This is a genomic window from Nannocystis sp. RBIL2, assembly GCF_026626745.1.
Classification (GTDB): Bacteria; Myxococcota_A; Polyangia; order Nannocystales; family Nannocystaceae; genus Nannocystis.
The window spans coordinates 4877803-4899688 of sequence record NZ_JAPNJW010000002.1; the positions used below are offsets into that span (position 1 = coordinate 4877803).

A 21886-nucleotide genomic window follows, 5' to 3' on the forward strand; every position below is an offset into this window, starting at 1 on the left:
CCGCGAGCGTGCGCCGGACCGCCGCGGCCGGTCCAATACTCTTTTGGTATGGCGCTCGCGCCAGCGCCTCGCGCATCACGACGGTCCCGAGCGCTCCCTGCACATCGATGGATGTCCTGTAGCCATGGGGCACGAATCACTCGCAGGTCACACCGCTGACTGCGGCCTCGTCGACCGCATGGTCTCGTCAATCGCGACCCGCCCCCGTGGAACGATGATTCACCCGCGCTGCCGATCCCACCAGCGCGCCGCGAAGCAAAGCTCGAAACGCATGCGAGCGGTTCGCCGCCGACCTCGCCGAATTGCGCCCGCCCCTCGCAGAAGCCTCGACCTGCGTGCACACTCGTCCTCGCCGATGAACGAGCCCACGCATCGACTCCCACCAGGGCCTCGGAGCGAGCTCTGGCAGACCCTTCGTTATCTCCGCGATCCGGTCGGATCGATCCTCGACCTGGGGCGGCGGCACGGCGACCTCTTCACCTTGCGGAGCCTCGGCGGCGCGATCGTCGTCGCCAGCGCTCCCGAGGCAGTGCGTGCCATCTTCTCCGCCGAGCCCGACACCTTCGCGCCGTTCGCCGCCGACGCCATGGCCCCCGTGCTCGGGCGCGGCTCGGTCCTCCTGCAGCACGGCGCCGCCCACCGCCGCGCCCGCAAGTTGATGCAGCCGCCGTTCCACGGCGCGCGCATGCGGGCCTACGGCGCCACCATGCGAGACAGCGCACGCGCCCACCTCGAGGCCGTCCCGTGCGGCCGCCGGGTTCCGATCGAAGATGTCTTTCGGGACATCTCGCTCGACGTCATCATCCGCACGATCTTCGGCGTCTCGGCCGGCGAGCGGGTCGCCGCCTGCGGCCGCGGCGTGCGTGACACCATCGCCGCGTTCGGCCCGCTGATCGCCACCTTCCGCGCCCTCCAGCGCGACTTCGCCGGCTTCGGTCCGTGGGCCCGGTTTCGCCGGCTGCTCGGCGGCGTCCACGACCTCCTGCGGCAGGAGATCGCCGCCCGCGATCCAGCTCGTCCGGGCGACGACATCCTGAGCCTCCTGGTCGCCGCGCGCGACGAGTCGGGCGCCGCCATGGACGAGCAGGAGATCGTCGAGCAGCTGTTCACGATGGTGATCGCCGGCCACGAGACCACCGCCACTGCGCTGGCGTGGGCCGTCGACGAGCTGTTGCGGCAGCCCGAGCTGCTCGGCGGTCTGCGCGAGGAGCTGCGGCCGCTCGGCGGCGATCCGGATCGCATCGCCCAGTCGCCGCTGCTCGACGCAGTGTGCGCCGAGACCCTGCGACTGCACCCCCTGATCCCGCTGGTCTCGCGCAAGCTGCTGCGGCCGTTCGAGGTCGGCGGCCACCTCTTGCCCGCTGGCACCGGCCTGGGCGCCTGCTTGCTGCTCGTCCACCTCCGCGAGGCCCGCTACCCCGAGCCCCTGCGCTTCCGCCCGCAGCGCTTCCTCGGCGGCAAGCACCCGCCGCCGCACGAGTACCTGCCGTTCGGCGGCGGCGCGCGGCGCTGCCTCGGCGCCGCCTTCGCGCTGCACGAGATGAAGGTCGTGCTGGCGACCCTGATCCTCGAGTTCGAGCTCGAGCTCGCCGCCGCGCCCGCGCGCACGGGGGTGCGCGCCGCCACGATCGGCCCGAAGGGCGGCGTCCCCGTGGTCCGCCGCCGCTGACGCGCCTGGTGATCTGCCGCGCGGTCACGCGGTCGCGCCGTCCCCGACAACCACCGCTGAAACGCGGCCTCCTGCTGACTTGCCGCCGCGACCGCGGACTCGCCGTCTCGATGGCCTCGCTGGGGCTTGGCCGCGCCCTGGTGCTCTGCCGCCGTTCCCGCGCAGCCTCGCCGTTCCCGCCGAGCACCGCTGAAGCGCGGTTCGCCTGCCGTGCTGCGGACTCCTCCCGTGTGCCCGCGCGACCGCGCAGGCTTGCCTGCCGCGGCCGCCCGCGCGTAGCCTGGGCGCGTGAGCCTGACCCAGATCAGCTACTTCGTCGCCGTCGCCGAGGAGCAGCACGTCGGCCGCGCGGCGCAGCGGCTGCACGTGTCGCAGCCGCCGGTGACCCGGCAGATCCGCCAGCTCGAGGACGAGCTCGGCACCCGCCTGTTCGACCGCACCCCGCGCGGCGTCCGCCTCTTGCCCGCCGGCGAGCGCTTCCTCGCCCACGCCCGGGCCATCCTCGCCGAGGTCGACGCCGCTCGCCGCGCGGTCGCCGAATCTTTATCAAAAGACATGCCCGATGGAGCATGCCCATTAGGACATGTCCCGATCGCCATGCGCGGCCAGCCGTCCTGAGCGGACCTGCAGCCCGGCCGCAGCGGCGCCGAAGAGCGCTCGGCCCTCCTGCGGCGGACCTCCGCGACCCATGAGAGAAGCGCCGCCGCCCGTGAGGGCAGCGGCGCTTCGGTGTTCCTGACCCGGCTTCGCGGGAGGTCGGCTCATTCGCCGCGCGGGCCGCGGTGCTTCTCGCCGTGGTGGGCCTGCTTGAACGCCACCAGCTCCTCGCGGGTCAGCTTGCCGTCGCTGTTGCTGTCGGCCTCGGCGAACTTCTCCGCCAGCTTGTGGTGCCCGGCCACCTCGTCGGCGGTCAGCGCGTTGTCGCTGTTCACGTCGAGCTTGGCCATTATCATCGCCGCGCGCTCGGCCGGGTCCTTGGGCCCGTCGCCGTGCTTGCCGCCGCGGCCCTTCAGCGCCTTCAGCTCCTCGCGGGTCAGCTTGCCGTCGCTGTCGGTGTCGGCCTCGGCGAACTTCTCCGCCAGCGGCCCCTCGGTGACCTCGTCGCGGGACAGCGCGCCGTCGCTGTTGGCGTCGAACTTGGCCAGCAGCTTGGTCGCCCGCGCCTCCGGGTCCTTGTGCCCGCCGCGGTCGCCGCGGTGGCCCTTCATCGCCTTGAGCTCCTCGCGGGTCAGCTTGCCGTCGCCGTCGGCGTCGAGCTCGGCGAACTTCGCCTCGAAGCGGTGGCCCTTGGCCTCTTCGCGGGAGATGGCGCCGTCGCCGTCCGCGTCGAACTTGGCCATGAAGCCGCCCTTGTGATGACCACCCTCGACCTCCGCGAGCTCCTGCTCGGTGGGCTCCTCGGTCTCCTCCTTGTCGCAGGCGACGAACAGGAGGGAAAGGGACAGGAAGGCGGCCTTGGTGATGCGTGTCATGGTGTGTCTCCTCGCACCGGGGGGCGGCCTTCGCCGCGCGGGTCAGGGCCCCGGCTCGCATCCTGATATTGGTCGCCCCCGGACTCCCTGCACGCCGGATTACCGTCGCTTTACAGAGGCCCCCGGCCGCCACAGGGGCAGAGCCCGTAGCACCCCCTGCGACCCGTTCCAGGCCATTTGCGCGGTTCCGCGCCGCGCTCCCGGTTACGTCCCGCCAACATTTCCCGCGGTACCCACCCGCCCGAACCCCGCCAAGCGCGCACGCCAGTACGCCGCTCGTCGCCGCGCTCCCAGGGCGCGCGACGCGAGCCCATGCGGCTCGATCGACGCCTGCGCGGCGTTCGGGCCCTGACGCAATTGATCGCAAACCGGCGGGAACTAACCCATCGAGGGTGCTGCCGGGCCCAGCGACCGGGTCGCACGCCGGAAGAACCCCGAGCGCGAGCATGCCCCGGGTCGCGCCCGCGCATCGCCGTCCTTTACGAGTCATCACCGCCGAGAGGAAACCGCAATGAAATGGCAATGGGTGGTCGTCTTGTCGACCCTGGTCGGTTGTGGCGACGACGTCGCCAGCACGGGGTTCAGCACGGGCACGGCGGGCGGGACCCTCACGACCGCCGGCACCGAACCATCGACCGGCACCGCCGGCCCGACGAGCTCCGACACCGTCGAACCACCGACCGGCACCACCGAACCGCCGACCGGCACCACCGGGCCGACGAGCACCGGAGCCACCACCGACGGCGCCAGCGCGACCTCGACCGGCGACAGCAGCGACGGCTCCAGCGACGGCGAGGATACCTCGCAGGAGCCGCTGCGCTGCCCGGTCCAGGCCGACGATCCGCCGCTCCTGGACTGTGAATTCGGCCCCCCGCTCGCGGCGTTCACCCCGACCCTGAAATGGCAGTTCACCCCCGACGATGGCCTCTCGTTCAGCACGACCACGCCGCTCGTCGGTAACCTGACCGACGACAACGGCGACGGCGTGATCGACCTGCAGGACACCCCGGACGTGGTGCTGCACGCGTTCGGCCCCCCGCCGCTGCACCCGAGCGCGCTCTACGTGCTCGACGGGGCCACCGGCGCGCTGCACTTCCGGATCTTGGATACCCACTGGCACAGCACGCCGGCGATCGGCGACATCGACGGCGACGGGATCATGGAGATCGTGGTGCAGGACCGATCGGGCCGCGGGGTCGTCGCCTACGAACACGACGGCGCCCTGAAGTGGCGCAGCGATTCGATCATCGCCTACTCCGAATACGCCAGCGCCGCCTTGATGCTCGCCGACCTCGACAACGACTGCGACGTCGAGATCGTCTTCGTCGACGCGATCCTCGACCACCACGGTCAGCTGCTCCACAAGTTCGCGCCCTACCCCCTGTACGAGCGGGAGCCGTCGGCCGCCGACATCGACGGCGACGGCGACCTCGAGGTCCTCGTCTCCGCGGGGGTGTTCCATCACGACGGCACGGCCCTGTTCCAGCCGCCTGCCTGGGACTCGCATGCCAGCGTCCCCGAAGCCGCCGACTTCGACGGCGACGGCCGGCCGGAGGTCCTGTTCAGCTCGCAGCACGGCCTGACGATGATCGAACACGACGGCACGGTGAAGTTCGCCGACCTCCTGCCGCTCGACCAGGAGGACGCCGCGTACCTCAAGCCCTCGGCGGTCTACGACCTCGACGGCGACGGCTCGCTCGAGTTCGTCAAGACCCATATCTTCTTGCTCAGCGCCTACCGCAACGACGCCGCCGTCCTGTGGTCCACGCCGAACCCCCAGCCCTCGTGGCCCGCCGCCGCGACGGTCTTCGACCTGCTCGGCGACGGCACTCCGGAGGTCATCCACGCCGACGAGAGTTTCCTGCGCGTGTCCGATCATACCGGCGCGACCGTGTGGAGCGAGCCCCACGGCGGCCTCGGCGATCTGAACCTCCCCGTGGTCGCCGACATCGACAACGATAAGGCCGCGGACCTCCTGGTCACGTCGCACGGCGGCGGTCTGACGTGGTACAGCGGAGCGCCCAACCCCTTCCCCACCCTACGTGCATACAGCGACGAGAACGATCGCTGGGCGCCTGCGCGACGGATCTGGAACCAGCAGGCCTACCACGTCACCAACGTGCGCGAGGACGGCACGATCCCGCAGTTCGAAGCGCCGCACTGGAAGGCGCTGAACACGATCCACGTCCAGGCCCACGTCGGCCCCGACGGCGTGTGCAGGCCGCCGACTTGAGGCGGCGTCCCGGGCAACCCGCATCCCCTTCGCCTCTTGGAGTTCAAGCGATGGCTCGCGTCTCCAACGCGTGGAGCCGAGCGCAGGCCGGCGTCGCTCCCGACGGCGAAACCGCGATCGCTCGTTCGGATGCCCAGCTCGCATTCACCCCAGCGCGCGATGTACCGCCACCTGCTGCTGGTCGGCCAGCCCGGCTCGGGCAAGACCACCTTCCTGCTGGGGCGACGGGGTCAGGCGTGGAACGTCACGCTTTGCTCAATCGGCACCTTACCGATCCGGTAGCGGTTGGCCGCGGCGGACCTGTCGGGGTAGCCGAAGGAGATGCCGAACAGCATCTTCGAGGACGGGTCGATGCCGAGCACCTCGCGGATGGTATCGGCGTACATCCCGAGCATCGTCTGCGGGATCCCGCCAAGTCCGTGAGCGGTAAGGGCTAGCAGGAACGTCTGCGCGTACATGCCGATGTCCGCCGCTACCCGCACGCTGTCGCCGACCTTGGGCATGAACAGGAGGGCGACGTGCGGCGCGCCGAAGAACTCGAGGTTGTACCGCGCGGCCGTCCGGCGCTCCTGGGTCGCCTCACGCGCGACCCCGATCGCTTGATAGTAGGCCGCTCCCTGGTCCCTGGCGCGTTGCCGGTAGACGCCGTCGAAGTCCTCGAGGTCGAAGCTGAAGTCGAGCGTGAACCGCCCGGCCTCGTCGGCCGCGAGGATGGCCTGGCTGAGTGCATCACGCTTCGCACCCGACACGATGTGAACCTGCCAGGGTTGCGTGTTGCAGTTCGACGGCGACCGCTGCGCGTCCTCGAGCGCCGAGCGGAGCAACGCAGCGGGCACCGGAGCGGGAAGGAAGCTGCGCACGGAGTGACGATCGCGAACGACATCGTGGAACAGGGCTTCGGTCATGTCTTGGGCCTTCATGTCACGCTGCGGCATGGATCAGAACCTTGCTCCCCCTCAGCCCGCTCTCGATACGGCAGCACGCGGCGCGGAACGCGACGAAGGGATAGATACGGTTGAGGGGTTTCATCTGGTGAGTGGCCATCACAGGCGTATCGAGACGCCCCTGCGAGCCCGTGGAGGCACCTGGCCACGAGCCCGGGCACTCCGACGGGCTTCTCATGTCCGGCCTGCCGACGTCGCGGTTCACATGAACAACATGCGATGCACGCGAATGACGAAATCGGCAGGCGGAACTTCCTTGCTCAGATCGCAGCGTTCGGAAAACACCGCAAACGCCAGATCGCGCCGCTTCGTCAGCCGATCCCGCTCGGCCCCGGCCAGCGCGGCCGGCAACTCGCTGCGGGAGAGGTCCGTGCAATAGGCGGGTGAGCCCGGCTGATGTCGCCACGACTCGGCGAGCGTGCCGGAATCGAACGCGTCGAACCCGGTCGCTTCGACCAGCGCCATCCCGACCTTCCGATCCGATTCGCGGTCGGCCGCGACGGGAAGCGCGATGCGGCCCGGCACTCCCGCCGGCTGGCCATTGTTGACGAAGGACTCCGCGATGATCGAGTTCCACGCCTTGACGATCGGCCGACCCAACTGCTCGGCCACCCACAGGCTCTCGACCTGACCGGCCTCGATCGCTGCGACCTTCCCGTCGCGCTGGGGGAAATAGTTCGACGTATCGATGACGACCGTTTCGGCGGGCAGCTGCGCGACCAGCGGCGCGATCGCGGGCAGGCGGTTGAGCGGGATCGAGATGATCGCCACGTCCACGTCCTGCAAGGCCTCGGCGGCCGTGACCGCCCGTGCGCCCGTCGCCAAGGTCTCGGCGTCGATGGTTTCCGGACCGCGTGAGTTGGCGACCTTCACCTCATGGCCGGCCGCCGCCAGCTTCCTCGTCAACGGCTTGCCGATGTGGCCCGTGCCGAGGATCCCGATCTTCATCTTCGTCGTGTCGTTCATGGTAGATCCTTGGGGGCTGCTAAACGTATGAGTGGTTGCGTCAAGGCTCACATGAACAGCGCACGGCTCAGGCGGACGCCGTATTCCGCATCTGGGTTCGTGGTGCCGTCCCCAACCCTTTCGATGATAGCCGCAACAGCCAGGTCGCGCCGCTTCGGCAATCGCGCCCGCTCCGCCGCAGCAAGAGCGGCCGCCATCTCCTCGCGGGTGAGGTCCGTGCAGTAGCACGGAGCGCCAGGCTGCTGCCGCCACGACTCGGCAAGCGTCCCTGCGTCGAATGCGTCGAGCCCGGTATCCTCGACGAGTGCCATTCCCACCTTGCGGTCCCTGTCACGATCGGCTGCAACAGGCAGAGCGATGCGGTCCGCGCTCCCCGCAGGCTTGCCCTTCTTCGCAAAAGAGTCGGAACCGATCGCGTTCCATGCCTTGACGATGGGACGGCCCAACTGCTCGGCCACCCACAGGCTCTCGACCTGACCGGCTTCGATCGCGTCGATCCTGCCGTCCCGTCCCGGATAATAGTTCGACGTATCGATGACGACCGTCTCGGCTGGAACGCTGGTGATGAGCGGCGCGACCTCGGGAAGGCGATTGAGGGGGATCGACAGGATCACGACGTCAACGCCGGCCACGGCTTCCGGCGCCGTGACCGCGTGTGCGCCAGAGGACAGCACATCGGCCGCGATCGTGTCCGGGCCGCGGGAGTTGGCCACCTTCACGTCATGTCCGGCCGCACTCAGCTTTCGGACCAGGGTCTTGCCGATGTGGCCAGTCCCCAAAATACCGATCTTCATGCTTGAAGCTCCTTGAGGTTCTTGAAGGTTTCACTCGCTCGCCGGGTGGGCGAGCGCTTCGAGCGTGCGACGGAGGTCGTCCAGGCCCTGGTCGGTGAGCTGGCATGCCGACTTGATCTTGTTCGAGATGCCCCGGACCTCGGCTTCGAGGGCGCGGCTACGGGGTGTCAGATCGACCAGCACGCGGCGTTCATCGGTGCGGTCGCGGGTGCGCGTCACGAAGCCGGCGGCCTCGAGCCGCTTGACCAGCGGCGTGATCGTGCCCGTGTCCATGTCGAGACGGGTGCCAAGTGCGCCGACAGTCTGTGGTGCGCCATTCAACAGCTCGAGGATCACGAGGTACTGGGGGAAGGTCAGGCCCAGCGGCTCAAGGAAGGGCTTGTGCAGGCGCGCCATTCGGTTCGCCGCGCCATAAAGCGCGAAGGAAAGTTGCGTGCCGACGGTCTGCCGTTCCGAGGTCATCGTTCTCTTGTGCGCTAGAAACTAGCGCGCTGCTGATAACCTGTCAAGCCGCCGGCTCACCCATCGCGCGCGCCCAGATCGGCGGCGTGGGCGCGCCCCCGCGCCGTCTGTGCTCGCTCACCTGGCAGGGCGGGCGGTCAGCTGCGCCATCGCCGCCACCTGGACGAGGAGCTCGATAGGGCGCCCTTCGCACAGCCAGCACGCGCGTCTTCAGCATGAAGCCGAGCGCTCGAGGCTCCCTTCCGCATCCTGCTAGCGCGCGGGCCGGCGTCGCTCTCGACGGCCGGTCGCTCGCGGGTCCGCCGGACGCACCCACTCGGCCCCTGTCGGCAGCTCTGCCCGCAATCCTGCGGTGATGAGCCGCAGACCGTAGTCGAAGCGCGCCTCGAGGTCGCCGTCGATCAGGTGCGAGAACGCGGCCGCGAGCTGAGGGAAGCGCGTCGGGTCGAGCGCCGCCCGCAGCCGCTGCGGCCCGTCGCCCGACGTCGTGCTCAGCGCCTGCTGCTCGAGGGTGAAGCCGATCACGTAGTACGTGATCGTCCAGGCGCCCCAGGCGACCGCCCGCAGGGGCAAGCCCGCCTCACGTAGCGCTGCCAGCAGCCGCTCGGAGATCCGCAGCGTGTTCGGCTGCGCCACGTACGTTCCTCCGAACACCCTTGCCCCGTCGCGATGGGCGAGCAACGCCGCGCGCAGCTGGCCCGCGAGCTCGATCGCCCGGGCGAGCCCTGGAGCGGCTGCGGGCGGGCTCGCGCCGCAGTCGGCCAGCATCGCCTCCGCCATCGCCTCGAGCAGCTCCTGCTTGTTCTTGACGTGCCAGTAGAGCGTCGCCGCCTTCACGTTCAGCTTCTCGCCGAGCCGCCGCATCGTCAGGCCGTCGAGCCCGACCTCGTCCAGCAGCTCCAGGGCCGCCTCCACCACCTGCTCGCGTCGCAGCATGCGCTTGACTTTCTAACACCGTTAGAGAACTCTAACACTGTTCGAGTTTTTCACTCGACGAGGAGGTCCTCATGAGGATGGAGATCGACGTAGTCGTCGTCGGCGCGGGCCCGGTGGGCCTGATGCTGGCGGCGGAGCTGGCGCTCGCGGGCGTGCGGGTGCGCGTCTTCGAGCAGCGGGCGCGGCGGACGGAGCAGTCGCGCGCGCTCACCCTTCACCCGCGGAGCCTCGAGCTCCTCGACCAGCGGGGCATCGTCGACCGATTCGTGCGTCGTGGTGTCCCGATCCCCAGCGCCCACTTCGCAGCGCTCGACACGCGGCTCGACTTCTCGCGCCTGCCGACCCCGCACCCCTACACGCTCTTTCTGCCGCAAGTGCACACCGAGGAGCTGCTCGAGGAGCGGGCCCGCGAGCTCGGCGTCGAGGTCGTCCGCGAGCACACGCTCGTCGACCTCGCGCAGACCGACGACGCCGTCGCCTTGCGGGTCCAGGGGCCCGGCGGCGAGCTCGACGTGCGGGCGCGTTACGCCGTCGGCTGCGACGGAGCCGGCAGCGCCGTGCGCCGGGCGATCGGCGTCGACTTTCCCGGCAGCGCGACCACCCGCACGGCGATCCTCGGCGACGTCGTCCTGTCCGACCCGCCGGCGCGCCCGGTCTCGCGGACGAACGCGCAGGGCCTGCTGCTGCTGGTCCCCCTCGGCGACGGCGCGCATCGGATCGTCGTCGTCGATCCGACGCGGGCGCAGGTCCCCGTCGCGGAGCCGGTCACGCTCGCGGAGCTGCGCGGCTCGGTGACGCGGATCTTCGGCACCGACCTCGGGATGCACGCCCCGCGCTGGCTGTCGCGCTTCGGCGACGCGACCCGGCTCGCCGAACGCTATCGCGTCGGCCGGGTGTTCCTCGCCGGCGACGCCGCGCACATGCACTTCCCCGCGGGCGGCCAGGGGCTCAACGTCGGCCTGCAGGACGCGACCAACCTCGGCTGGAAGTTGGCGGCCGCGGTCCACGGCTGGGCGCCGCCCTGGCTGCTCGACAGCTACCACGACGAGCGGCGCCCGGTCGGCGAGGCGCTCGCCCGGAACACCACCGCGCAGGGCAAGCTCATGGACGTCTCGCCCGAGGGCCTGGCCCTGCGCGAGCTGTTCGACGAGCTCCTCGCCATCCCGCCGGTCCAGCGCAAGCTGGCGGGCCTGATCAGCGCGATCGACGTGGCCTATCCCGCCGCTGTCGGCACGCACCCGCTGGTGGGGCGACGCGTGCCCGATCTCCACCTGGCCAGCGAGCGCGGCCCGCAGCGCCTCTACGCCTCGCTGCACGCGGGCCGCTTCGTGCTGCTCGCTCGCCCCGACGACCTCGAGTTGCGCGACGTCTGGGCGCCGTGGCGCGATCGGGTCGAGCTCGTGCTCGCGACCTTCGCCGCGGACCAGGACGAGCTCGAGGGGGCCACGCGGCTCCTGATCCGCCCGGACGGTCACGTCGCGAGGGCCGGCGACGACGTGTCGTCCCTGGGCGCCGTCCTGCCGCTCTGGTGCGGGCCCGCGGCGACCCGAGCTCCTCGACCGGCCTCTGGCGAGTGAGACCATGGCTCCTCGGTTCGAGCTCGCGCTGCACTCCCGAGGAGCACCCCGGCGATGCCAGCGGGGGCGCTCGCGCGCCACCCCGAGCGTGACGGCATGCGAGCTGCGTGGACCGCAGGGGGCCCTTCCCGGGCGTACGCGTGTGGCGTAGCCTCCGCGGCGCATGTCGAAGTCGGTCCTGGGGTTCACCGCGTCGTTGCTGCTCGTCTCACTCGCTTGCCGTCGATCCGAGCCGGCCGCGCCGGTTCCTCCGAGCGAGGCCGCGACGACCGAGGCGAGCGCGCCCGTGGCCTCGCCGACGCAGGCCGAGCCGGTCGCCGCGAAGGAGCCCGACTGCAGCCCGGCGACCATCGACCGCGGGGGCGACGGTTGGCACGACGGTGCGGCCTGCGTCGAGCGGCTGGTGCCCCGGTGCGAGCAGGGTGATCCCGAAGCCTGCATGGGCGCGGCGACGATCATGCTCAACGGCAGCGGCGGCGCGGCGCAGGAGCCCGCGCGCGCGCTGGCCGTGGTGACCGGCGCGTGCGAGCGCGGCAACTCGGTCGGCTGTCTGATCGCCGCGGTGATCCACGACAAGGGGCTCGGCGTCGCCGTCGATCCCGCGGCGGCGACCGCCTTCATCGACAAGGCGTGCGCTCTCGGTGATGCGCAGGGCTGCCAGGCCAAGGCCGCGCGCGCGCCGAAGAGCCCCGCGTTCATCGCCGAGGCCAACCTCTCGGTCGGCTCGATCGCCGCCGACGGGCTCGAGCTGCGCGACCTGATGTGCGACGTGACGGGTGGCATGCCGATGCTCGGCGCGCTCGTCATCGCCGGGTCGCTGGCGAAGCAGCGGCGCGCGCTCGACAAGTGCGCGCCGGCCGGTCAAGCGTTCGCGGCGACCTGGACCTTCGCCGGCGGCAAGACGCGCGACGTGGCGGCCAGCGGCGGCTCGCCTGCTGCCAACGCCTGCGTCGAGAAGGCGCTCGCGCGCACCGTGGCGACGCTCGACGGCCGCTGCGGCGCGATCGTCCTGGTCGGCAAGCTCGCGGGCGCCGAGGCGACGCTCGAGGCGGTGCGCAGCGGCGCCGCGAATTGACCGATCGGGGAAGCCAGCCGATCACCACCGCTTCGCTGCGAGTCGTCCACCAGGTCGGCTCGCCGCTGCACCACAGGTCGCGCGATGCTCCTGTCCCAAAGAGCATGTGTTGACAGGCATGTCCTTAAAACCATGTCTCGGCATTCAGCTCGGCACCGCGCGCTTCAGGCGCATGGAACATGGCGGACGCGGGGAGCCGACGGGCGAGTGGACCTCGCCGCGCCGCGCGTGTAGCCTCGTCCGATGCGTTGGACTTCTTATGGCATGAGTGTATCGGTGCTCGCGTGCATGGCGGCCTGTCCCGATTCGGGCAAGCCCGGGGAGGGCACCGAGACGGACGGCGGGTCGACGGCGGGCAGCTCGAACCCCGGGACGGACGGGGCGTCGAACACGAGCAACGGCGCGGAGACGACCGCGCCGACGCCGAGCACGAGTACGCGGTCGACGTCGGCAAGGCGGTGATCGATCCGTCGCCTCACTATTCGGTGCACCAGGAGGTGGTGCTCCGCCGCGTGCGGACCGGCGGCTGAGGGCGACGGCGGCGGCCGGCCCGTTCGGGTGTCTCCTAGGGCATGTCCGAAGGGTCATGCCCATGGCTGACAGGAGCATTCACGGCAGCGCCTCGTGCGACCCGCGCTCGGCCAGCGGACTCGACGGTTTTTAATACTCGGCGCGGCGGTCGGGTTTGGAGGAGGGCTGCAACACGTTCTACAGGCCATGCGCGCATGACTCCGACCGAGCTCGGCGATGAGGACCTGCGAGGAAGACATGAGCCTCGTAGCGACCACATTCGCGGCACACGACCAGACAGGCACCGGGAAAAAAATCGTCGGCGACCTTGGAGGAACGTTTCGTTCCGCGGCCTAAGGGCGACGAACACCGTCGCTAGTGCGCGAGCTCGTGCACTTGCCCCGACACGACGGTCGGTTCAAAGGAAGCACGACAATGGCACACCACAATTGGAAGTTCGGTTTCGTAGCGCTCACGCTGCTGGGATTCGCATGCGACCAGGCGCGGTCGGGCGACATGCGCGCGCTCACCGAGGTCACCCCGATGAATTCCGCCGAGGCGTGCGGTGAAGCCTCGGTCGAGCTCATCGCCGGACAGAACATCGACGTCGGGTCGGTCACCGTCTACAACGACGAGACCACGGTCTGCGTCGCGTTCGCCACCGAAGCCGACTGGTACCTGACCGAGACGCACCTCGCCATCGCCACCGAGCCCGCGGACCTCCCGCAGAAGAACGGAAACCCGATCCCCGGGCAGTTCCCGCTCCACCACGAAGATCTGTGGACGCAGCACGACGCTTTCTGCGTGCTGCTCGCCGACATCGGCGCGGAGCCGGGCGACCCCCTGTACATCGCGACCCACGCCGCGGTCGCGCAGGAGATCGATGGCGAGCTCGTCGGTGGAGAGACCGCGTGGGGTCAGGGACAAGACTTCCCCGGCAAGAACTGGGGCATGTACTTCGAGTACGTGCCATCGACGTGTGACGGGGGCGAGTCGTGCGGCTACCGCACGCAGACCCAGGGCGGCTGGGGCACCGTCTGCCAGGGCGACAATCCTGGCTGCTACCGCGATGCACACTTCGACGCGGCGTTCCCGGACGGGCTCGTCGTCGGCTGCGGCGACCTGCACGCGACGCTGCTCGGCAGCGCCGCCGTCGAGCGGGCGTTGCCGACCGGGGGCTCGCCGCGGGCGCTCCTGCCCGGGGAGGCCGTCTCCTACGACGGCTCCGACGCCGATCCGACCGTCGGCACCGTGCTCTTCGGTCAGGTCGTCGCGCTCAGCCTGAGCGTCGCGTTTGACGCGTTCGACGACTACAAGCAGGTCGACACGCCGGTCCCGCTGGCCGATCTCGTGATCGCCGACCCCGAGAGCCCCTGCGCCGGCATGAGCGTCGGCGAGGTGCTCACGGCGGCCAACGCCGCGCTCGGCGGTTGCCCTGCGACGCTCTCCGCCTCCGAGCTCAGCGATTGCGCGGCAATGATCAACGAGGCCTACGTCGACGGCGAGGCAGAGGTTTGCAGCGACACCCTCGAGATCCCGACCCCGACCCCGACCCCGATCCCCGGTTGAGCGGGAGGTCGGCCGTGGTCCGCGCGTCGCCGTGGGGGCGCGCGGGTCATGGAACTCGAGGGGGTGGTCGCGAGCTGACGCCGCACAAGGGTCAGGGCGAGACCGCCTCGTCCTCGTCGAAATCGTCGCTCCCCGCGGGACGGACGACCAGGTGGCGGAAGGGCTCGTGGCCCTCCGAGTAGACCTCGACGAGGTGGTATCGCGCCGCGATCCGGTGCTGCACCTTGCGCAACGGCGGCGTCTGAGCCCGCAGCGCCACTGTGATGTTCTCGCTCACTGCCCGCTCGATCGCCTGCTCGATCTCGACGATCGCCTCGCGGACGACTTCGTCATCCATGCCCGGCACCGTCGGGAAGGCCGCCTGCAGCGCGCGTCGCAGCTCCGAGCCGCTGTTGCGCTTGACCGTGTGCACCGGCCGACCCTCCTCCGCCAGTCGGCGGATCTTCTGGTCGTCCGCCCGGGCGCGCAGCGCGATGATCATGTCAGCATGCTCGGGGTTGTTCACGATCTGCACGTCCACCGCGACGTCGCGGAGAGCGCGGGCCAGGAGGTCGCGGCTGAGCGCGTGCAGGTAGACCCGCACCGGGCCCTCCCACGTGGCCGGGCTCCCCACCCGGATGCGGCTGGCGGGGACTGCGGGGGCCGCGGGCGCGGCCTCGGGGACAGCGGGCGCGGGAGCGCGGCCCGGCTGCCGGCGCTCGCCCCTCACGGCCTCGCCGGCGAGCAAGCGGTCGACCGCGGCGCCAGCGTCGTGATGCACCACGACCTCGTCGCGACCGACCATCTCGACCACGACATCGAAGGTGGGAGCGCCTCGACGCTCGGTGATCGTCTTCGCGGAGCGTCGCCGCCGCGCCTCCTCGTCTCCGAGCGTGACGGTGTGCACGCCGCCGACCAGGTCCGAGAGGGTCGGGTTCAGCACCAGGTTCTCGAGCGTGTTGCCGTGCGCCGTGCCGATGAGCTGCACCCCGCGCTCGGCGATGGTGCGCGCGGCCGCGGCCTCGGCCCCAGTGCCGATCTCGTCGACGACGATCACCTCGGGCATGTGGTTCTCGACCGCTTCGATCATCACTGCGTGCTGGCGGTCGGGCCGCGGCACCTGCATCCGCCGCGCGGCGCCGATACCGGGGTGCGGCACGTCGCCGTCGCCGCCGATCTCGTTGGAGGTGTCGACCACGACGACGCGCCGTCCCAGGTCGTCGGCCAGCACGCGCGCGATCTCCCGCAGCTTGGTCGTCTTGCCGACACCCGGCCGGCCCAGCAGCAGCACGTTCTGCCCGGTCTCGACCAAATCCCGCAGCAGATCGATCGCGCCGACCACCGCGCGGCCGACGCGCAGGGTCAGCCCCACGACCTCACCGCGCCGGTTTCGGATGACCGAGATCCGGTGCAGCGTGCCCTCGATGCCGGTTCGGTTGTCCTCGCCCACCGGGCTCAGCTCTCTGAGCACGGCGTCGATCTCCGCGCGGCTGACGGGCGTGCCAGCGAGGCGTTCGGCGCGGTTCTCGAGCCGCGCCTCGGGCGTGCGACCGAGGTCCATCACCACCTCGAGCAACTGAGCCGGCGCCAGCGCGCGCACGGCGCTCTGCAGCTCGGCGGGCAGGACCCCGATGAGAAGTCCGAGTTCGTGGTCCGTTGTGCTTGTCACGGACCCCACATAATGCCGCCCGGCGAGGTCCGCCATGGATCCGGGCAACGTTGGGCGCGTGCGCCTACGCGGGATCGGACAGGCCGCGGCCAGTCGAGCTCGGTGGCTCATGCTCGTGATTCACGGCCTCTGCTCTCCCAATTTCGCGGGGACCTCGTCTCACGAGACATTGGCAGGAGGGGGTCGAGCTCCGTCACGACGACCTGCAGGCCCGAGGTCCCGCCAGCCCGTGGATGGATCGCTACGCCTCCCGCGGCTCGAGCATCCGCGGGACGCATCATTCTCCGCTCAGTGCAATCGCCTGCTGAAGGCAATTGCCCAACCCGCAGAGATGAACGCGAAGCCAGCCGGACCACGAAGTCTGCTTCGGCGATGCGGTCGGCGCGGCGGCGACCGCGGTGTCCGGAAATGGGATCGGGCACGTCGTCTCCGAACACTGCCGGGCGCGCCAGCCGCCCTAATGCCGCGGAATCACATGTGGCACGCTCTTCGCTGGGAAGGGGGCGTGGGCAGTCCCAGGCAGCGGAGCCGGCTCGCCAGGTATCGCCGCAGGCTCGTCGCCGCGGCGCTCGCCGGCGCGTCGCTGGTGCTGACGACTCGAGCTCGAATCGCCGCACGAAGAGACAAGCAATGGCCGAACCACTGATCTGCTTGAAAGCGCTGACCCGTGTCTTCCACACCGACGAGGTCGAGACCCACGCGGTCGCCGACATTCAGTTCGACGTCCCGCGCGGGGAGTACGTGTGTATCGCGGGACCGTCCGGCTCGGGCAAGACGACGCTCCTGTCGATCATCGGCCTGCTCGACACGCCCACGTCGGGGACCTACCTGCTCGACAGCCGGCCGGTCTCGGGCCTGTCCGGCTCCGAGCGCGCGCGCGTCCGCAACGAGCGGATCGGCTTCGTGTTCCAGAGCTTCAACTTGATCGGCGACCTCACCGTCGCGGAGAACGTCGAGCTGCCGCTGACCTACCGCCCGATGGCGTCCGCCGAGCGGCAACGACGGGTCGCCGCGGCGCTCGAGCGGGTCGGCATGGCCCACCGCGGCCGCCACCTGCCGGCGCAGCTGTCGGGCGGTCAGCAGCAGCGCGTCGCGCTCGCGCGGGCGGTCGCGGGCGAGCCGCTGCTCCTGCTCGCCGACGAGCCGACCGGCAACCTCGACTCGAAGAACGGCGACGCCGTGATGGAGCTGCTGCGCGACCTGCACCGCTCGGGCACGACGATCCTGATGGTGACGCACAACCCCGATTACGCGCGCCAGGCCCAGCGCACGATCCACCTGTTCGACGGCCGCGTCGTCGAGGAGACCGTCCATGATCGCGTTGCTTAGAGAGCTGCGGTTCGCCGCGCGCGTGCTCGCCAAGAGCCCGAGCTACACCTTCGTCGCCGTCTTCACGCTCGCGCTCGGCATCGGCGCGAACACGGCGATCTTCTCGACGGTCAACGCGGTGCTGCTGCGCCCGCTGCCGTACGAGCAGCCCGAGCGGCTGGTCGTGCTGACCGAGACCCAGCCGAAGTTCGAGGAGATGTCGGTCGCGTACCTCAACTACGTCGATTACCGGCAGCAGAGCTCGACCTTCGTCGACATGGGCGCGTTCAACAACGCGAGCGTCAACATCACCGGCCAGGGCGAGCCGGAGCGGCTCAAGGCGCAGCAGTTCTCGCAGAGCGTGCTGCCGGTGCTCGGGGTGGAGCCGCTGCTGGGGCGCAACTTCCTGGCCGAGGAGGACCGGCCGCACGGGCCGAAGGCGGTGATCTTGACGCACGGGTTCTGGCAGCGCCGCTTCGCCGGCGACCCGGACATCGTCGGCGAGCCGATCACCCTCGACGGCGCGCCGTGGGACGTGGTGGGCGTGATGCCGCCGGACTTCCGGTTCTTCGGCACCTCCGACGTCATCATCCCGATCGGCCTGCGCGCCGACGATTTGAACTACCAGTCGCGCGGCAGCCACCCGGGGATCACCGTCGTCGGCCGGCTCAAGCCCGCCGTCACGATCGAGCAGGCGACCACCGACCTGCGGGCGGTCGGCGACGGGCTGGCGAAGATCCACGAGCAGGTCCAGGACACCCGCGCGCGCCTGCAGGACATGCACGAGGACCTCGTCGAGGACCTCCGCGAGGGCATCCTGCTGCTGTACGGCGCGGTGATGTTCGTGCTGCTGATCACCGCGGCCAACGTCGCCAATCTGATGCTCGCGCGGGCGATGACGCGGCAGAAGGAGATGCGGATCCGGGCCGCGCTCGGGTCCGGGCGCTGGCGACTGATCCGCCAGCTGCTGGTCGAGAGCTCGCTGCTCGGGCTCGTCGGCGGCGCGATGGGCCTCCTGATCGCGCTGTGGGGCGTCGACCTGCTGGCAGCCGCGCGCCCGCAGGCGATCGAGGTGCTGGGACCTGTCGAGATCGACGCCCCGGTGCTCGCGTACACGCTCGCGGTCGGGCTCGGCACCGGCTTGCTGTTCGGGCTGGTGCCGGCGATCTACGCCTCGCGGCAGGACCTCGCCCAGGCGCTCAAGGAAGCCGACCACCGCGCCACCGCGGCCGGCGGCCACCTCCGGATCCGCAACCTGCTGGTCGTCTTCGAGGTCGCGCTGGCGCTGGTCCTGCTGGTCGGCGCCGGCCTGTCGCTCCGCGGCTTCGCCAGGCTCACCGACGTCGACCCGGGCTTCGAGCCCGGGGACATCCTGACGATGGAGCTCTCGCTGCCGACCGCCCGCTACGACACCGCCACCGAGGTGCGCCGGTTCTGGACCGAGCTCGAGCGCCGCGTCGCCGAGATCCCCGGCGTCGTGTCGGCGTCGGCGTCGTCGGGCCTGCCGTTCGCCGGCGCCTCGGAGAGCTCGTTCCTGCTGGCCGGCGAGCCGCGCGTCATCGCCAACACCAAGATGGCGGTCGCATACTTCGTCGACGCCGGCTACTTCGAGACGCTGAAGATCCCGCTGCACGCCGGGCGCACGTTCACGACGCAGGACACGACCGAGACCCCGCTGGCGCTGGTCATCGATCAGGCCCTCGCCGACAAGTTCTTCCCCGGGCAGGACCCGATCGGCCAGCAGCTGCAGGAGGGCATGACCGACAAGGGCGTCGCCGAGATCGTCGGGGTCGTCGGCCACGTCGCCCACTACGGGCTCGACGGGCCGCAACGGACGCAGTACCAGATGTACTACGCGTACCGGCAGCTGCCCGAGCAGATCCAGGCGAGGGTCGCGTCGGGCATGACGCTGAGCGTGCGCACGCAGGGCGATCCGCTCGGGTACGCGACTCAGGTGCGCGAGGCGGTCACTGCGGTCGACCCCGACCAACCGGTGTTCGCGGTGCAGACGCTCGAGCAGTACATCGCGGACTCGGTCGCCCCGCGCCGCTTCACGAGCGCGCTGCTGTCGGTGTTCGCCGGGCTGGCGCTGCTGCTGGCGGCCGTCGGCCTGTACGCGACGATGGCCAACTCGGTGGCCCAGCGGACGCACGAACTCGGGGTCCGCATGGCGCTGGGGGCCCAGCCCCGCCACGTCGTGTGGCTGGTGGTGCGGCAGGGCCTGGTGCTGATCGTCGCCGGCGCCGCGCTCGGGCTCGTCGGAGCGCTGGCGCTGACGCGGCTGATGACGTCGCTGCTGACGCAGCAGGTCAGCCCGACCGACCCCGCGACGTACTTCGGCGTGACGCTGCTGCTCGTGGTGATCGGGCTGCTGGCGGCCTATGTCCCTGCGCGCCGAGCCACTCGCATCGATCCAATCGGGGCGCTGCGCCAGGAATGACCCGCTCGACGCGGCGCTGCCCGTGCGAGTGATGACCGCACGAGGCAGCGCCGCGGGCGGCGCAGCTTCGTCCTGTCGGGGCCTCGGACGCCCACTGCACAGCGCGATCGGCCTCATCACAAATGTCTGAGGCCGCTGCAGAATATTCTCAGGCCGGGCCCGCGTCGCCCGCGCTTGGCTTCGCTTCGCCAAGGATCTCGCAAAGACCCGGACTGGCACGTCCCGTGCTTGGCCTTACATTTTACGGTCATGCGTGCCTCCGAGATCCTCGCCGTGATGAGCGCCCTCGCCACCAGCGGCCTCGCCTGTACATCCCATCCGAAAACCGAAGCGACCGAAGTCCCCGCCGGGCCCGGTTCGCGCGGCGAAGCGTCCTGTCGTCACGACCTCGGCCGTTGCGGGGGGCACACGCCCGGCGACGGCGCGTGCAGGAGCGCAACGCCGGAGACTTCGAAAAACACCCTCGAAGACGTGGTCCTCGCGCCCGGGAAGTTCGCCGAGATCAACCTCGACATGGGCGAAGGGTCCTCGACCGAGGTGACCTTCGAGGCCACGGGCGGACCGCTCGAGTGGAATGTCCATAGCCACGACGGGGACAATGTCGTCATCCACGCCGAAGGCGCCGGCACCGACGGCAAGGTGCGCTTCGCGGCGCCCCGCGCGGGCCTCTATTCGTACCTCTGGAAGAACGCCGGCGCTGCTCCGGTGCGGCTGACGACCCGTCTCGCGGCGACCGGTCAGGTCCGCGTCCATTCCGTCGAACCCGCGCCCTAGCGAACCCGGAGAATCGAATGCGACATCCGATCATGAGAGCTCCGATGGCCGCGCTCGTGCTGCTCGCCTGCAACGGTGATGCGCGGACGAGGCCTCTGGAGGCGCCGGTCGGTCCGGTGCCTCTTGTCGACGTCGAGCCAGATCCAAACGCCATCGAGGTCAGCGTCGTCGCTGCGCCGAGTCGGTGGGCGTTCCTCCCCGGCAAGCCCGCCGACGTCTGGACCTACCACGACGGCAACGTGGACGGCGACGAGGGCCGCGTGCCGGGTCCGATGCTGCTCGGCAAGGTCGGCGACCACGTCACCGTCCACTTCCGCAACGACCTGCCGGAGCCGACGACGCTGCACTGGCACGGCATCAAGGTGCCGGCGATGCACGACGGCAGCAACGTCTCGCAGATGGCCGTCGACCCCGGACAGTCCTTCACCTACGAGTTCACGCTCACCGAGGCGGGCACCTTCTGGTTCCACCCGCACCTGAGAGCGGATGAGCAGATCGAGCGCGGCCTCTACGCGCCGATCGTCGTCCGCGGCGAGGACGACTTCACGGTCGACACCGACCGCGTCCTCGTCCTCGACGACGTCAAGGTCGAGTCGAGCGGCGAGCTCTCGCCGACGATCACCGGCCTGGACCTCATGGTCGGCCGGCAAGGCAACGTGCTCCTCGTCAACGGCGAGAGGCTCCCGCGCCTCGAAGCCCCTGCGGGCGGGCGCGAGCGCTGGCGCCTGCTGAACAGCGCCAACGGGACCTACTTCAACGTCAGCTTGCCCGGGCACCCGCTGCGCGTCATCGGCTGGGACGGCGGCCTTTTGCCCGAGCCCTACGAGGTCGACGATCTGGTCATCGCGCCCGGCGAGCGCTACGAGCTGCTCGTCGAACTCGGGGGCGCCGAGGGCGACACGATCGAGCTGCAGACGCTGCACTACGACCGCGGCCACGAGCTGCCGGACCTCGGTCCGCGGCCCCTCGCCACCTTCGCCCTCACCGCCCCTCCTGCGAGCCCTGCGCCGAGGTCGCCCGAGCCGCGAGGCAAGGTCGAGCCGCTGCCGGTGACGCCCGACACGCCGCGCCGCAGCTTCACGCTGTCTGAAGAGGAGCCCGCGAGCCCCACCGCCGAGCCGCGCTTCTTCATCAACGACGAGGCCTATCCCGACGTCACCCCCCTGGTCGTCGGGACAGGTGACGTCGAGGTGTGGGAGATCGTCAACGACGCCGAGATGGACCACCCCTTCCATCTGCACGGCACCTTCTTTCAGGTGCTCGATCAGCCGCACCTCGGCTGGAAGGACACCGTCAACGTGCCGAAGAAGTCGACCGTGCGGATCGCCGTCGACTTCGACAACCCCGGCCTGTGGATGTACCACTGCCACATTCTCGAGCACGCCGAGCGCGGCATGATGGGCGTCCTGCAGGTCGGACAGGCGCCGTAAGCGGCGCTGAGGACTCCTGCCACGCCCGGCGCGGCGGCTGCCGCGCCCTTCCGCGCGAGCGATCCGGACCGCAGCGACC

18 protein-coding genes are annotated in these 21886 nt (G+C 70.4%); 11 read left to right on the forward strand and 7 right to left on the reverse strand.

The window, feature by feature from the left end:
- Nucleotides 1-355: 355 nt before the first annotated feature.
- Both OV090_RS44225 and OV090_RS44230 read left to right on the forward strand, forming a co-directional pair.
- On the forward strand, nt 356-1669 hold the full coding sequence (locus OV090_RS44225) for a cytochrome P450 (protein ID WP_267710973.1): 1314 nt from the start codon (nt 356-358) through the stop codon (nt 1667-1669).
- Between the two features lie 288 nt (nt 1670-1957).
- Nucleotides 1958-2287, forward strand: coding sequence for a LysR family transcriptional regulator (locus OV090_RS44230; RefSeq protein WP_267710974.1), 330 nt, complete (start codon nt 1958-1960; stop codon nt 2285-2287).
- A 143-nt stretch (nt 2288-2430) separates the two neighbouring features.
- On the opposite strand, the gene OV090_RS44235 is transcribed toward OV090_RS44230, so the two are convergent.
- Nucleotides 2431-3141 (reverse strand): EF-hand domain-containing protein, encoded by a 711-nt coding sequence (locus tag OV090_RS44235; protein ID WP_267710975.1) that lies wholly within the window; start codon nt 3139-3141, stop codon nt 2431-2433.
- Nucleotides 3142-3652: 511 nt separating this feature from the next.
- Between OV090_RS44235 and OV090_RS44240 the strand changes: the two genes are divergently transcribed.
- A complete protein-coding gene (locus OV090_RS44240; protein WP_267710976.1) occupies nt 3653-5374 on the forward strand; it encodes a VCBS repeat-containing protein in 1722 nt (573 codons plus the stop codon).
- Nucleotides 5375-5604: 230 nt separating this feature from the next.
- Here the strand turns inward: OV090_RS44240 and OV090_RS44245 are convergent, their stop codons facing one another.
- The 5 genes from OV090_RS44245 to OV090_RS44265 form a co-directional block, all read right to left on the reverse strand.
- Nucleotides 5605-6309, reverse strand: a complete 705-nt coding sequence (locus tag OV090_RS44245; RefSeq protein ID WP_267710977.1) for a nitroreductase — start codon at nt 6307-6309, stop codon at nt 5605-5607.
- Between the two features lie 210 nt (nt 6310-6519).
- A complete protein-coding gene (locus tag OV090_RS44250) occupies nt 6520-7335 on the reverse strand; it encodes an NAD(P)-binding domain-containing protein (protein WP_267710978.1) in 816 nt (271 codons plus the stop codon).
- On the reverse strand, nt 7332-8078 hold the full coding sequence (locus tag OV090_RS44255) for an NAD(P)-binding domain-containing protein (protein ID WP_267710979.1): 747 nt from the start codon (nt 8076-8078) through the stop codon (nt 7332-7334). The genes OV090_RS44250 and OV090_RS44255 overlap by 4 nt, the downstream gene beginning before the upstream one ends.
- A 30-nt stretch (nt 8079-8108) precedes the next feature.
- Entirely contained in the window at nt 8109-8540 is a 432-nt protein-coding gene (locus OV090_RS44260) for a MarR family winged helix-turn-helix transcriptional regulator (protein ID WP_267710980.1), read from the reverse strand.
- Between the two features lie 252 nt (nt 8541-8792).
- The gene (locus tag OV090_RS44265) at nt 8793-9476 is read right to left on the reverse strand and encodes a TetR/AcrR family transcriptional regulator C-terminal domain-containing protein (protein ID WP_267710981.1); all 684 of its coding nucleotides are present in this window, start codon (nt 9474-9476) and stop codon (nt 8793-8795) included.
- Between the two features lie 71 nt (nt 9477-9547).
- On the opposite strand from OV090_RS44265, the gene OV090_RS44270 reads away from it, so the two are divergent.
- The 4 genes from OV090_RS44270 (at nt 9548) to OV090_RS44285 (ending at nt 14207) form a co-directional block, all read left to right on the forward strand.
- The gene (locus OV090_RS44270; protein ID WP_267710982.1) at nt 9548-11053 is read left to right on the forward strand and encodes an FAD-dependent monooxygenase; all 1506 of its coding nucleotides are present in this window, start codon (nt 9548-9550) and stop codon (nt 11051-11053) included.
- 163 nt (nt 11054-11216) lie between these two features.
- A complete protein-coding gene (locus tag OV090_RS44275) occupies nt 11217-12128 on the forward strand; it encodes a hypothetical protein (protein WP_267710983.1) in 912 nt (303 codons plus the stop codon).
- A gap of 284 nt (nt 12129-12412) precedes the next feature.
- The gene (locus tag OV090_RS44280) at nt 12413-12658 is read left to right on the forward strand and encodes a hypothetical protein (protein WP_267710984.1); all 246 of its coding nucleotides are present in this window, start codon (nt 12413-12415) and stop codon (nt 12656-12658) included.
- A 415-nt stretch (nt 12659-13073) separates the two neighbouring features.
- Nucleotides 13074-14207, forward strand: coding sequence for a hypothetical protein (locus tag OV090_RS44285; RefSeq protein ID WP_267710985.1), 1134 nt, complete (start codon nt 13074-13076; stop codon nt 14205-14207).
- 91 nt (nt 14208-14298) lie between these two features.
- Here OV090_RS44285 and OV090_RS44290 read toward each other — a convergent pair whose 3' ends face one another.
- Entirely contained in the window at nt 14299-15891 is a 1593-nt protein-coding gene (locus OV090_RS44290; protein WP_346660416.1) for a R3H domain-containing nucleic acid-binding protein, read from the reverse strand.
- 594 nt (nt 15892-16485) lie between these two features.
- Between OV090_RS44290 and OV090_RS44295 the strand changes: the two genes are divergently transcribed.
- The 4 genes from OV090_RS44295 to OV090_RS44310 all read left to right on the forward strand — a co-directional run bounded on the left by OV090_RS44295 (nt 16486) and on the right by OV090_RS44310 (nt 21807).
- Nucleotides 16486-17184 carry an ABC transporter ATP-binding protein gene (locus tag OV090_RS44295; protein ID WP_267710987.1) on the forward strand — a complete coding sequence of 233 codons (699 nt, stop codon included), beginning with the start codon at nt 16486-16488 and terminating at the stop codon, nt 17182-17184.
- Complete coding sequence (locus tag OV090_RS44300; protein ID WP_267710988.1) at nt 17168-19603, forward strand: ABC transporter permease; 2436 nt, start codon at nt 17168-17170, stop codon at nt 19601-19603. The genes OV090_RS44295 and OV090_RS44300 overlap by 17 nt, the downstream gene beginning before the upstream one ends.
- A gap of 276 nt (nt 19604-19879) precedes the next feature.
- Nucleotides 19880-20377 (forward strand): hypothetical protein, encoded by a 498-nt coding sequence (locus tag OV090_RS44305; protein WP_267710990.1) that lies wholly within the window; start codon nt 19880-19882, stop codon nt 20375-20377.
- A gap of 44 nt (nt 20378-20421) precedes the next feature.
- Entirely contained in the window at nt 20422-21807 is a 1386-nt protein-coding gene (locus OV090_RS44310; RefSeq protein ID WP_267710991.1) for a multicopper oxidase family protein, read from the forward strand.
- Nucleotides 21808-21886 lie beyond the last annotated feature (79 nt).

What these genes read in the sequence shown, in the direction of transcription:
- OV090_RS44225 (WP_267710973.1), top strand. Translation starts at nt 356, where the DNA reads ATGAACGAGCCCACGCATCGACTCCCACCAGGGCCTCGGAGCGAGCTC.
- OV090_RS44235 (WP_267710975.1), bottom strand. Translation starts at nt 3,141, where the DNA reads ATGACACGCATCACCAAGGCCGCCTTCCTGTCCCTTTCCCTCCTGTTC.
- OV090_RS44240 (WP_267710976.1), top strand. Translation starts at nt 3,653, where the DNA reads ATGAAATGGCAATGGGTGGTCGTCTTGTCGACCCTGGTCGGTTGTGGC.
- OV090_RS44245 (WP_267710977.1), bottom strand. Translation starts at nt 6,309, where the DNA reads ATGCCGCAGCGTGACATGAAGGCCCAAGACATGACCGAAGCCCTGTTC.
- OV090_RS44255 (WP_267710979.1), bottom strand. Translation starts at nt 8,078, where the DNA reads ATGAAGATCGGTATTTTGGGGACTGGCCACATCGGCAAGACCCTGGTC.
- OV090_RS44260 (WP_267710980.1), bottom strand. Translation starts at nt 8,540, where the DNA reads ATGACCTCGGAACGGCAGACCGTCGGCACGCAACTTTCCTTCGCGCTT.
- OV090_RS44265 (WP_267710981.1), bottom strand. Translation starts at nt 9,476, where the DNA reads ATGCTGCGACGCGAGCAGGTGGTGGAGGCGGCCCTGGAGCTGCTGGAC.
- OV090_RS44270 (WP_267710982.1), top strand. Translation starts at nt 9,548, where the DNA reads ATGAGGATGGAGATCGACGTAGTCGTCGTCGGCGCGGGCCCGGTGGGC.
- OV090_RS44275 (WP_267710983.1), top strand. Translation starts at nt 11,217, where the DNA reads ATGTCGAAGTCGGTCCTGGGGTTCACCGCGTCGTTGCTGCTCGTCTCA.
- OV090_RS44285 (WP_267710985.1), top strand. Translation starts at nt 13,074, where the DNA reads ATGGCACACCACAATTGGAAGTTCGGTTTCGTAGCGCTCACGCTGCTG.
- OV090_RS44290 (WP_346660416.1), bottom strand. Translation starts at nt 15,891, where the DNA reads ATGGCGGACCTCGCCGGGCGGCATTATGTGGGGTCCGTGACAAGCACA.
- OV090_RS44295 (WP_267710987.1), top strand. Translation starts at nt 16,486, where the DNA reads ATGGCCGAACCACTGATCTGCTTGAAAGCGCTGACCCGTGTCTTCCAC.
- OV090_RS44300 (WP_267710988.1), top strand. Translation starts at nt 17,168, where the DNA reads ATGATCGCGTTGCTTAGAGAGCTGCGGTTCGCCGCGCGCGTGCTCGCC.
- OV090_RS44305 (WP_267710990.1), top strand. Translation starts at nt 19,880, where the DNA reads ATGAGCGCCCTCGCCACCAGCGGCCTCGCCTGTACATCCCATCCGAAA.
- OV090_RS44310 (WP_267710991.1), top strand. Translation starts at nt 20,422, where the DNA reads ATGGCCGCGCTCGTGCTGCTCGCCTGCAACGGTGATGCGCGGACGAGG.